This is a genomic window from Streptomyces sp. NPDC051183, assembly GCF_040682455.1.
Classification (GTDB): Bacteria; Actinomycetota; Actinomycetes; order Streptomycetales; family Streptomycetaceae; genus Streptomyces.
Genome location: NZ_JBFBBA010000006.1, coordinates 111661 through 124692 on the forward strand (window position 1 = coordinate 111661; position 13032 = coordinate 124692).

Consider the following 13032-nt stretch of genomic DNA (forward strand, 5'->3'; position numbering starts at 1 on the left):
TCAGTCCTGTGCGTCGGGGTTGATCCGGCCCTGCTCCCACAGCCGGGTCATCTCGCCCTGGCCGGCCCACGCCTCGTCCTCGTCGCGTACGGAGGCCAGCACCTGCTTGAGCACGGCCCGCCCGGAGTCGGCGTTGGTGAGGACCACGACACCGGTGCCGGAGCCGAGGCGGCTGAGCGCCAGGGCGTGGAAGCCGGAGGTGCGGCCGGTGTGGCCGTATTCGAGGTCGCCGCCGGTGGTGTCGACGATGGAGCCGGTGCCGTAGAAGCGGCCGGGTTCGACGACGGTGAGCATCCGGCCGGCGAGGGCCGGGTCGAGCACCTCGGAGGCTTCGCCGCGGTGGGCGCGGCGGATCTCCAGGAGCACTCGGGCCAGGTCGCCCGCGGTGGTCCACAGTCCGGCGGCCGCGGTGTCGGGGTGGGCCATGGACCCTTCGGCGAGCGGGGCGCCGTCCTCTCCGTGGCCGACGGCGACCGCGGCCGCGGCCGGCGGGAGTTCGGGCTCGTAGAAGCTGGCGGTCATGCCCAGCGGGGCGAACACCTTCTCCCGCATGTACTGCGGGAAGGGGGTGCCGGTGACGTCCTCGACGAGCTGCTGCAGGACGGTGTAGCTGACGTTGTTCTTCATGAACACCCGGCCCGGTACGCCTTCCAGCACCACCGGCGGGGTCTTGGCCGGGGCCCGGCCGTGGAGGATCTCGGCCGCGGTGGGCCGGGGCTCGCCGCGCCCGTAGAAGTGGTTCTCCAGGGCGGTCTCGGGGTGGGTGATGCCCGCGGTGAAGCGGAGCAGCTGGTCGGCGGTGACCACGGCCCCGCCGGGGACCTGCCAGCTCGTCAGGTGCCGGCTGACGTCCCCGTCGAGGTCGATGAGCCCGTCCTTGGCCAGGCGCAGGACGCCGAGCGCGGAGACGAACTTGCTCATGGACGCGGCCGGGAAGAGCGTGTCCGGGGTGACCCGGGCGCCGCCGCCCGCCGAGGTGACGCCGAAGCCGCGGACCTCGGCGAGTTCGCCGTCGCGGATGACGGCGACGCTGACGCCCGGCACCTGGTGCTCGATCATCGCCTCGGCCGGGGCGGGGATGCCCCGGACGGTACGGGGAGCCGCCGCTCGGGGCGCGACGGCCGCGGCCAGTTCGGCGAGGGTCTCGCTCTCGTACAGGGTGCGCAGCGAGATCGCGAGGCCGGCCTTGCGGGCGGCGGAGATCAGCGGGAGCACCATGATCGAGTCGCCGCCGAGGTCGAAGAAGCTGTCGTGGGCGCCGACCTTGTCGATGCCGAGGGCCTCGCCCCAGATGCGGGCGAGCAGTTCTTCGGTGGCGGTGCCCGGGGCGACGTACGGGGGCCGTCCGGTGTCGGGCATCCGGTCCTGGCCGGGAGCCGGCAGGGCCTTGCGGTCCACCTTGCCGGAGACGGCCAGCGGGAGTGCGTCGAGGGCGATGAACACCGCGGGGACCATGTAGGCCGGCAGGGTGCGGCGCAGCTCCGCGGCCAGTTCGGCCGGGGTGGGCGAGGCGCCGTCGGCGGGGACGACGTAGGCGACGAGGCGGCGTTCGCCGGGGCGGTCCTGACGGGCCAGCACCACGGCGTCCTTGACGCCGGGGGCGAGCAGCAGGGTGGCCTCGATCTCGCCGAGTTCGACGCGGTAGCCGCGGATCTTGACCTGGTCGTCGCCGCGGCCCAGGAAGTCCAGGCTGCCGTCGCGGCGGAACCGGGCGAGGTCGCCGGTGCGGTAGAGGCGGGCGCCGGGGCGGTCGGTGAAGGGGTGCGGGACGAACTTCTCGGCGGTGAGCGAGGGCCGCCCGCCGTAGCCGCGGGCCACGCCCGCGCCGCCGAGGTAGAGCTCGCCGACGACTCCGGCGGGCACCGGGCGCATCCCGGCGTCCAGCACGTACACCTCGGTGTTGGTGATGGGGCGGCCGATCGGCACCGGTACGCCGTCCGCGGCCGTATCGGTCGCGGTGCCCTCGTCGGATGCCACCGTGTGGACGACGCAGCCGACGACGGTCTCGGTCGGGCCGTACTCGTTGACGATCCGGGCACGGGGGGCGGTGCGCCGCCAGCCGGCGACCATCTCCGGCTTCATCTCCTCGCCGCCGACCACGAAGGTGCGTACGGAGTCCAGGACGGTGTCCTCGCCGAGGGCGGCGGTGACCAGGTCCAGGTGGGCCGGGGTGATCTTGAGGATGCTGTAGTCGCCGCCCGCCCGCAGCAGGTCGGGCAGGGCCTCCTGGCCGCGGTCGCCGGGGACCATGGTGACGTCGCGCCCGGAGATCAGCGGGAGCAGGAAGCTGGGCACGGCCAGGTCGAAGGCGATGGAGCCGAACATCGGCGCCCCGTTCGCCCCGTCCATGCCGTAGTACTCCAGGGCCCAGCCGAGGTAGTTGGCGAGGCCGCCGTGGGTGATGAGCACGCCCTTGGGGCGGCCCGTGGAGCCGGAGGTGTAGATGGTGTAGACGAGGTCGTCGGCGTCGACGGCCACCGCCGGGTCGTGCTGCGGGCGGGCGGCGATCGGGCCGGCCTCCCGCTCCAGGACCACGAGGCGGGCCGAGCTGTCCGCGGGGACCGCGGCCAGCAGGGACTCCTGGGTGACCAGGACCGGTGCCTCGCTGTCGGCGAGCTGGTACGTCAGGCGCTCGGCCGGGGTCTCCGGGTCGAGCGGCAGGTAGGCGGCGCCGGCCTTGAGCGCGCCGAGTACGGCGACCAGCATGTCGGGACCGCGCTCCAGCAGGATCGCGACGAACTCGCCGCGTCCGACGCCCAGTTCCACGAGGTGGTGGGCGAACCGGTTGGCGCGGGCGTCGAGTTCGCCGTAGCTCAGTGCCGCGCCGGCCGTGACCACGGCGGTGGCCGCGGGGTTCTCGGCGGCCCGTGCGGCGAAGCGCCGGTGCACCGGGGTGGTGTCGTACGCGGCGGCGGCCGGTCCGGCCCACTCGCCGAGGAGCAGCTCGCGCTCCTCCTCGGGCAGCAGGACGGCGGTGGCGTCGCCGTCGAGGTCGGCGATGATCGCCTCCAGTACGAGGCGGTACATCCGGCCGAGCCGCCGGGCCTGCTCGCGGCTCATCACCCGGGTGTCGGTGAGCAGTCCGAGCTCGCCGGCCATGGTGGTGACGGCCAGGTCGAACTCGGTGCCGCCCTCGCGCAGGCTGGAGCCGAGGTCCATCAGGTCGGTGTCGATCTGCCGGAAGTCGAGGTAGTTGAAGAAGACGTCGATGATCCGGCGGCCGCCCGCCTCGCGCTGCACCTCCGGCAGCGGGAAGCGGCGGTTGGGCCACAGCTCGGTCTCCTGGGCGAAGACCTGTGTGAGCAGCTCGCGCCAGGTGGCCGCGCCGCCCTTGTGGTGGATGGGCAGCGTGTTCAGGTACATGCCGTACACGAGGTCGGCGCCGGGGAGTTCGGGCCGGGTGTCGCAGACGAGACCGGTGTAGAAGTCCCGCTCCTCGGTGAGCTGGGCCATCACCTTCAGGTGGGCGGCCAGCAGCACGCTCTTGACCGGGACGTCGGCCGCGCTGGCCACCGCCTTGATGCGCGGCTGGATGTCGCGCAGGGAGACGGTGACGGAGAAGGCCTTGCCGCTCTCCTCGGGCTGCCGCCAGGCCGCCGGGAGGGTGAACTGGGCGTGGTCGGTGACGATCCCGCGCCAGTACGCGCGCTCCTCGGCCGAGGCCAGGGACTCGTGCTCGCCGGCGATGAAGTCGGCGAAGCGCAGCGGCGGCAGGGCCGCGGGGGCGGGCTCCTCGCCGTCGCGCAGGGCGGCGTAGGTGGTGAGCAGCTCCATCCACAGGCTGTAGTGGCCCCAGCCTTCGAGGATGGTGTGGTTGAGGCTGAGGAACATGCGCCAGCCGGTGTCGCCGACGGCGAAGTTGAGCCGCACGAACGGCGGCTTCGCCATGTCGAACAGGCGCTCCTGCTCGCCGTTGCTGATCTCCAGGACCCGGGTGCGCCAGCCGTCGTCGTCCAGGCCGGTCAGGTCGTGGACGGTCACCGGCATCTCGGCCTCGGCGTGTACGAGCTGCATGGGCACCGAGTACGTGTCCAGGTCGATGCAGGTGCGCAGGGCCTCGTGGCGTGCGGTGACCCGGCGGGCCGCCTCGCGCATCGCGTCGGCGTCGAAGGGGATGCCGTCGCGGATGTCGAAGGAGGTGGTGTTGTGGTAGTTGTTCGCCGCCGGGCCGTCGTAGGCCAGCAGCTCGACGAGCATGCCGGTCTGGAGCTGGGAGAGCGGGTAGACGTCGGTGACGCCCGCGGGCACCAGGGCCCGGTCCGCCTCGCCGATCAGCTCGAACGGTTGGACGTAGCGCGTCTCGCTGACCTCGCGGCCGGCGACCGCGACGGCCAGCTTGCCGACCGTGCGGTGTTCGAAGACCTCGCTGACGGTGACGCTGTAGCCGGCCGTCTTGAGGGCGCCGACGAGGGTGACGGCTCGGATGGAGTCGCCGCCGAGGTCGAAGAAGCTGTCGGTGACGGAGATCCCGTCGACGCCGAGGACCTCGGTCCAGACGGCGGCGATGCGGATCTCGTCCTCGGTGGCGGGGGCGGCCCCGCCGCGGGCGGCGGCGAGGGCGTCCGTACCGGGGACGGGCAGGGCGCGGGTGTCGAGCTTGCCGTTGGCGGTGAGCGGCATCCGGTCCAGGACCACGAAGGCCGCGGGGACCATGTAGTCGGGCAGGCTCTCGGCGAGGTGGCCCTGCAGGTCCGCGGGGAGCGGCACCTCCTCGGCGCCGGGTACGGGGACGACGTAGGCGACGAGGCGCTTCTCGCCCGGGTTGTCCTCGCGCAGCACGACGGCCGCGTGGTCGAGGGCGGGGTGGGTCTGGAGCGCGGACTCGATCTCGCCCGGCTCGATGCGGTAGCCGCGCAGCTTGATCTGGTGGTCGGCGCGGCCGACGAAGTCGATCGTGCCGTCGGCCTGCCAGCGCACCAGGTCGCCGGTGCGGTACATCAGGGCGCCGGGCCCGGCGTACGGGTCGGGCACGAACCGGGCGGCGGTCAGGGCGGGCTGTCCGCGGTAGCCGCGGGCCAGGCCCGGGCCGCCGACGTAGAGCTCGCCGGTGACCCCGCGCGGTACGGGCCGCTGCTCGGCGTCCAGGACGTGGAGGCGGGAGCCCGCGACCGGGCCGCCGATCGGGACGGAGGTCGCGCCGTCGGGGACGTCGGTGACCTCGTGGACGGTGGAGAAGGTGGTGTTCTCGGTCGGGCCGTATCCGTGCACCAGGTGGCGGGGGCCGCCGGAGCGGACCAGGTCGCGGACGGTGGAGGCGTCGGCGGTCTCACCGCCGAAGATCACCGTGCGGACCCCGGCGAGGGTGCCCGGGATGGTGCGGGCGACGTGGTTGAACAGCGAGGTGGTGAGGATCATCGCGGTGATCCCGCGGCTCTCCACGGCGGCGGCCAGGGCCTGGGTGTCCAGGACGGTGTCCCGGTCGAGGACCTCCAGGCGGGCGCCGCCGAGCAGGGCGCTCCACAGCTCCCAGGTCGCGCCGTCGAAGGAGACGCTGGCGACGTGCGAGACGACGTCCTCGGGGCCGACGCGGGTCAGCGCGTCGTCGGTGGCGGTGCGGACGACTCCGCGGTGGGTGACCTCGGTGGCCTTGGGGGTGCCCGTGGAGCCGGAGGTGTACATCACGTAGGCGAGCTCGTCCGGGTGCTGCTCCAGCGCGGGGGCGAGCGGGCCGTCCTCGTCCGCCGCGGCGGCGTCGACCAGCAGGGCCGGGCCGTCCCAGTCGGGCAGGGAGCCCGCCAGGCGCTCGGCGGTGAGCAGGGCGGCCGCTCCGGAGTCGGCCAGCATGAAGGCGAGCCGGTCGGCCGGGTAGGCCGGGTCGAGCGGCAGGTAGGCCGCGCCGGCCTTGAGCACGCCGAGCAGGGCGACGGGCAGTTCGGCGCTGCGGTCGAGGCCGACGGCGACGACCGAGCCCCGGCCGACTCCTGCGGAGCGCAGGCGGGCGGCGAGGCGGGCGGCGCGCCCGTCGAGCTCGCGGTAGCTGAGCGCCAGGTCGCCGGCGGAGACGGCCACGGAGTCCGGGGCCTCGGCGACGCGGGCGGCGAACAGCGAGGTCACCGTGGACGCGCAGTCCCGTACGTCCTTGGCACCCCAGGCGGCGAGCAGTTCGCGCTCGCCGTCCGGGAGCGGCGCCAGGGCCTCGCCCTCGGGGTCGGCGGCCATGGCCAGGACGACACCGCGGTACATGGAGGCGATGCGCTCGGCCTCCTCGCGGCGCAGCACGCCGGTGTGGGTGGCGAGGCTGAGGTGCCCGTTGAGGGTGGTGACGATCAGCGAGAACTCGGTGGCGGCGGCGCCGGCGCTGGAGCCGATGTCGATCAGGTCGGTGTCGAGCTGCTTGTAGTCCTGGTAGTTGAAGGCGACGTCGACGAGGCGGCGGCCGCCCGCGAGCCGCTGGATGGCGGGGAGCGGGTGGCGGCGGTGCGGCCAGATGGCGGCCTCCCGCTCGTACACCCCGGCCACCAGCTCGCGCCAGGTGCGGGCGGAGGAGTCGTGGGCGAAGGGCACCGTGTTGAGGTGCATGCCCAGGACCCGCTCGGCGCCGAGTGCCTCGGGGCGGGCGTCGGTGGCGAGTCCCGCCGAGAACTCCTGCTGGTCGGTGAGGCGGGCCAGCACGGCCAGGTGGACGGCGTGCAGGACGGACTTCATCGAGGCGCGGGAGCGGCGGGCCAGCTCGCGCAGGCCCGGCTCGACGTCGGCGAACGGCACCCGGACGAGGAAGGGTTCGGGGGTGGAGTCCGCGTCGCCCCAGCCCTCGGGGAGGGCGAAGGGCTCGTAGCGGGCGGTGATCCGGCGCCAGTACGCCTCGTCCTCGGCGGAGGCCAGGGACTCCAGCTCGCCGGCCACGAAGTCGGCGTAGCGGACCTCGGGGGCGGTCCAGCCCTCGGGCTCGCGGCCGTCGCGCAACTGGCGGTAGAGGCCGAGGAGTTCCATGAGCATGGAGTGGTGGCTCCAGCCCTCGGTGATGGCGTGGCACTCGGCGAGGCCGAGCCACCACACCTGGCCGTCCGCGGACGCGTCCTCGACCAGCGCGGACACCCGCAGCAGCGAGGGCACGGCCAGGTCGAAGGGGGTGGCCCGCTGCTCGGCGAGGTAGCGGCCGACGGCCGCGTCCACGCCCTCGGCGTCCAGTCCGGCCAGGCTGCGCACGGCGACCGGCAGGGTCACGTCGGTGTGCACGAGCTGGAGCGGAACGCTGTGCCCGGTCAGGTCGAAGCCGGTGCGCAGGACCTCGTGGCGCCCGGCGAGGATCGCCACTGCCTTTCCGAGGGCTGCGGCGTCGAAGGGCCGGTCGTCCCGGATCCGGAAGGCGTTGACGTTGAGGTACTTGTGCCCGGCCGGCTCGGCGAGCATCTCGACGAGGATGCCGAGCTGGCCCTGGGAGACCGGGTAGGCGTCGGTGAGGCCGGCCGGCAGGGCCGCCAGGTCGGCGGCCGGGACCAGGGCGAAGGGCTCGACCGCGCGGTGCCCGTCGGTGCCCCGGCCGGCGCCGGCGGCCGCGAGGGCCGCGAGGCCGGCGACCGTACGGGCGTCGAAGACGTCGCGGACGGACAGGGCGTACCCGGCGGCGCGCAGGGCGCCGACGAGGGAGACGGCGCGGATGGAGTCGCCGCCGATGTCGAAGAAGGCGTCCTCGGCACCGACCCGGGGCAGGCCCAGCACCTCGGCCCAGACGGCCGCGATGCGCTCCTCGTCGCCGGTGCGCGGGGCGACGTACGGCTGGTCGGCGGCGAGCGCCGCCCAGTCGGGCGCCGGCAGCGCCTTGCGGTCGACCTTGGTGTTGGAGATCAGCGGGATCGCGGCGAGGGCCGTGAACGCGCCCGGGACCATGTACTCCGGCAGCCGCTCGCGGCAGTACTCGGCCAGCTCGGCCGGGGAGGGCAGGCTCGCCTCCGGGTCGGCGGGCACGGCGTAGGCCGCGATCCGCGGGTCGCCCGGGGCGCTCTCGTCGGTGACGACGACGGCCTGGTGGACGGCGGGGTGGGCGACGAGCACGGACTGGATCTCGCCGAGCTCGACGCGGTAGCCGCGGATCTTGATCTGGTTGTCGGTGCGGCCGAGGAACTCCAGGCCGCCGTCCGGGCGCAGCCGCGCCAGGTCGCCGGTCCGGTAGAGCCGGCCGCCCGGCTCCCCGTACGGGTCGGGCACGAAGCGGTCGGCGGTCAGGGCCGGTCGGCCGAGGTAGCCGCGGCTGAGCGCCGGGCCGCCGATGGCCAGTTCGCCGGGGACGCCGACCGGGACGGGCCGGGCGTCCTCGTCGAGTACGAGGATCCGCGTGTCGGCGAGCGGGCGGCCGAGCGGGATGCCGTGCTCGCTCGCCAGGTCGGCCTCGGTGATGCGGTGGTGGGTGACCTGGACGGTGGCCTCGGTGGGCCCGTACAGCTCGACGAGCTGCGGGGCGTCCAGGCCGAAGCGGTCGGTCCAGGGGGCCAGGGCGGCTCCGTCGTGCTTCTCCCCGCCGAAGAACATGGCGCGCAGGTTGAGTTCCTCGGTCCGCGGGTCGCCCTGCTGGACGGCGGCGGCGAGGCCGCGGAAGGCGGACGGGCTGTTGAGCAGGACCGTCATCTTCTCGGCGACGAGCAGGTCGAGCAGCTCGTCGGGGTTGCGGGCGGTGTCGGCGTCGACGACGACCAGGCGGGAGCCGTAGAGCAGGGCGGCCCACAGCTCGAAGACGGAGACGTCGAAGGCGTAGCTGTGGATCAGCGGCCACACGTGCCGGTCGTCGAGCGGGAAGCGCTCCTCGGTGGCGAGCATCAGGCGCACGGCGTTGGCGTGGGTGACGCCGACACCCTTGGGGACTCCGGTGGAGCCGGAGGTGTAGATGACGTAGGCGAGGTTGCCGGACTCGGCGACGGGCGCCGGGTCGGTGTCGGGCAGCGCCGCCAGGTCGGCGGTGGTGTCGGCGGCGTCGAGGACGAGCACCGACCCGGAGTGGGCGGCGACGGCGGCCTGCTGGTGGGCGGACTCGGTGAGGACCACCTTGAGGCCCTGGTCCTCGGCCATGAAGGCGAGGCGGGCGGCGGGCTGGGCCGGGTCCATCGGCAGGTAGGCGGCGCCCGCCTTGAGGATGCCGAGCAGCGCGGGCACGAGCTCGGGGCCGCGGGCCACGCACAGGCCGACGATGTCCTCGGCACCGACGCCGAGGGCGCGCAGCCGGTGCGCGATGCGGTTGGCGCGGGCGTTGAGCTCGCCGTACGAGAGGGTCGTGCCGGCCGCGGTGACGGCGCCCGCGTCGGGGCGTTCGGCGGCCTGCTCCTCGAAGAGGGAGTGCAGGGTGGTGGTGACGGGGGCGGTGGCAATGGAGGCCGGGGCGCGCAGGACCAGTGCCCGGTCGGCCGCGGGGAGGAAGGTGGCGCGGGCGTCGCCCTCGGCGTCGGCGGCCATGGCCCGGAGGACCTGGCGGTACATCTCGCCGAGGCCCTCCGCCTGGGCGGGGGTGAGGTGGCGGGTGTCGGAGCGCAGGCCGAGCCAGCCGCCGCGAGAGATCACGGCGAGCGGGAACTCGGTCGAACCGATGCCGGTGCTGGCCTCCTCGTCGACGAGTTCCGCGTCGACCTGGTGGAAGTCCAGGTAGTTGAAGACGCTGTTGAGGAGGCGGCGGCCGCCCGCGGCCCGCTGGATGGCGGGCAGCGGGTGGCGGCGGTGCGGCCACAGCGCGAGTTCGCGGTCGAAGACCTGGCGGACCAGCTCGCGCCAGGTGCCGGCGGTGCGCAGGTGGGCGAAGGGCACGGTGTTGAGGTGCATGCCCGCGACCCGGTCGGCGCCGGCGGTCTCCGGCCGGGCGTCGATGGCGAGACCGGTGTGGAAGGAGGCTTCCTCGGTGACCTGGCTGAGCACCTTGAGGTGGGCGGCGAGGAAGACACTCTTGAGGGAGGTGCCGGAGGTGGTGGCCAGCTCGCGCAGGCGGGGCATCAGGTCGTACGTGGGCACGTTGACCTGGACCGTGTCGTACGGCCGGTCCCCTTCCGCCTCGCCCTCCGCGCCCTGGGGGTCGCCCCAGGCAGCGGGGAGTTCGAGGACGGCGTGCTCGGCAACGGCCGTGCGCCAGTACTCCTCTTCTACCGGGTCGGCCAGCGAGGCCAGTTCGGCGGCGATGAAGTCGGCGTAGCGGCTTGCCGGGCGGTCGGTGGGGGTGAAGAACCCCTGATCGGCGAACTCCCGGTAGCAGACGAGCAGTTCACTCATCAGGGAGTGGTAGCTCCAGCCCTCCAGGATGGGGTGGGCGTGGGTGAGGACGAGCCACCAGGAGGTGTCGTCCTCCAGGACGGCGCGCACCCGCAGCAGCGGCGGGCGGGCCGTGTCGAAGGGACGGGCGCTCTCCTCGGCGTTGACGGCGCGCAGGGCCGGGCCGAAGGCCTCGGCGGAGAGCGCGCTGAGGTCGGTGACGGGGACCTCGACGGGCACGTCGGCGTGGACGAGCTGGAGGGGGGTGCCGTAGCCGGTGAGGTCGAAGCCGGTGCGCAGCACCTCGTGGCGCAGGACCAGTTCCTCGGCGGCCCGCTGGAGGGCGGCGGCGTCGAAGGGGCGGCCGTCGCGGACCCGGAAGGCGTCGACGTTGTGGTAGGCGGCGCCGTCTTCGTCCAGCGTCATCTCGACGAGCATGCCGAGCTGCACCTGGGAGACCGGGTAGGCGTCGGTGACCCCGGCGGGCAGGGCGGCCCGGTCGGCGTCGGAGAGCAGCGCGTACGGCTGGACGTACACCTCCTCCACGGGGCCGGGGGCCTCGCCGGAGTCCGCCGGGCCGCCGAGGTGGCGGGCCAGGGCGGCGATGGTGCGGTGCTCGAAGACGTCCTGCACGGCGACCTGGAAGCCGGCCGAGCGGATGGCGCCGACGAGGACGATGGCGCGGATGGAGTCGCCGCCGAGGTCGAAGAAGCTGTCCTCGACACTGACCTGCTCGTGGCCCAGGGCGGTGGCCCAGGCCTCGGCGAGACGGGCCTCGGTCTCGGTACGGGGCGCCACGTACTCGGCGGCGGCCGCGAACTCGGTGGGGGCGGGCAGCGCCTTGCGGTCGAGCTTGCCCGCGGTGTTGAGCGGCCAGGCCTCCAGCTCCACGAAGGCACCCGGCACCATGTAGTCGGGCAGTTCCTCGCGCAGGAAGCCGCGTACGGCGGCCTGGTCGATGGCGCCCTCGGCCGGGATCACATAGCCGACGAGCCAGGTGTCCCCCGACTCCTCGGTACGGGCGATCACGGCCGCGTCACGCACCTGCGGGTGGGCCAGCAGCCGGGACTCGATCTCACCCAGCTCGATGCGGTAACCACGGATCTTCACCTGGTGGTCGGTACGGCCCAGGAACTCCAGCGAACCGTCGAACAGACGCCGCGCCAGGTCACCCGTCTTGTACAGACGCGTACCGGCAGGCCCGAACGGGTCCGGGGCGAAACGTTCCGCCGTCAGATCCGGACGACCCAGATACCCCTGAGCCACACCGTCACCCGCGATGCACAGCTCACCCACCACACCCAGCGGAACCGGCTGCATCAGCGCATCCACCACGTACAGCTGGGTGTTGTCGATCGGGGAGCCGATGGAGATCGCTGCGGCCTCGGCCGGCACCTCCCAGGTGGCGGACCAGATGGTCGTCTCGGTCGGACCGTAGACGTTCACCAGCCGGGCCACGTGGCCGCGCAGTTCGCGGGCCAGCTCGACCGGCAGGGCCTCGCCGCCGACCAGCGCGGTCACCGCGCGGTCGGAGAAGCCCGCCTCGCGGAGCAGCTTCCAGCCGGACGGGGTGGCCTGGACGTGGGTCACGCGCTCGGCGGCGACCAGTTCGGTCAGGTCGTCCCCGGCCTCGGCGATGACCACGCGGTGGCCGCCGGTCAGCGGCAGGTAGAGCTCCAGCCCCGAGATGTCGAAGGAGACGGAGGTCGAAGCCAGCCAGGACTCCTCCGCCCGGGCCTCGCCCAGCACCCGGCGGATGCCGACGAGCAGGTTGCCCAGCGCCCCGTGCGTGACCTGCACGCCCTTCGGCTTGCCGGTAGAACCCGAGGTGTAGAGCACGTACGCCACCGCGTCCCGGTCGATCGCCGGGAGGCGGCCGGGGGCGTCGGCCGTGTCGGACACCGAGATCCGCGTCCCGGAGTGGATCTCGGCGGCCACGGCGGCCAGCGAGTCCTGGGTGACGAGGACGGCAGGCGCCGCGTCGGTGACGATCCCGGCGAGGCGGGCCGCGGGGTGCGCGGCGTCCATCGGCAGGTACGCGCCGCCGGACTTCTGTACGGCGAGCAGCGCGACCAGCAGCTCGACACCGCGCTCCAGCAGCACACCCACCACGTCACCCGGACGCACGCCCTCGGCGACCAGCCGGTGCGCCAGCGCCTCCGACCGGGCGTCCACCTCGGCGTACGACAGCGACACGCCACCGCTGGTGACGGCCACCGCGTCCGCAGACGCAGCCACCCGCGCCGCGAACAGCTCGGGCACCGTCGGGGCCGGGGTCTCGGTGGCGGTGTCGTTCCAGCCGGTGACGACGAGGGCCTCCTCGTCGGCGGGCAGCAGCACGGCCCGTGCGTCGCCCTCGGGGTCCGCGGCCATGGCCTCCAGGACGAGGCGGTACATGTCCGCGACCCGCTGGGCCTGCGGCCGGGCGAGGTCCCGCTCGTTGGCGGTCAGGACCAGGTGTCCGGCGAGGGTGGTGACGGCGAGCGGGAACTGCGAGGTGGCGTCGCCGAGGTTGGCCTCGACGTCGATCAGCTCGGTGTCGACCTGGTGGTAGTTCTGGTACGTGAAGAGCACCTCGACGACGGACTGGCCGGGCTCGGCCAGCCGCTGGATCGCCGGCAGCGGGTAGCGGCGGTGGTCGAAGAGCTCCATCTCGCGGTCGAAGACCTGGCGCACGAGCCCGGCCCAGGTGGTCGCGAGCCCGGCCTCGTGGGCGAAGGGCACGGTGTTGAGGTGCATGCCGCAGACCCGCTCGGCGCCCAGCAGTTCGGGGCGGGCGTCGGTGACCAGGCCGGCCGAGAAGCGGGACTCCTCGGTGAGCTGGCTCATCACCTTCAGGTGGGCGGCGATCAGCACGCTCTTGGCGGAGAC

The 13032-nt window shown here is 73.9% G+C and carries 1 protein-coding gene (only partly in view); it reads right to left on the reverse strand.

Annotated elements, in window-relative coordinates; translation table 11 throughout:
* A protein-coding gene (locus tag AB0M99_RS07335; protein ID WP_365917686.1) for a non-ribosomal peptide synthase/polyketide synthase crosses the window boundary here: on the reverse strand, positions 1 to 13032 show its 3' portion. It continues 10545 nt past the right edge of the window; the window shows 13032 of its 23577 coding nt (coding positions 10546-23577); the start codon falls outside the window, past its right edge; the stop codon is at positions 1 to 3.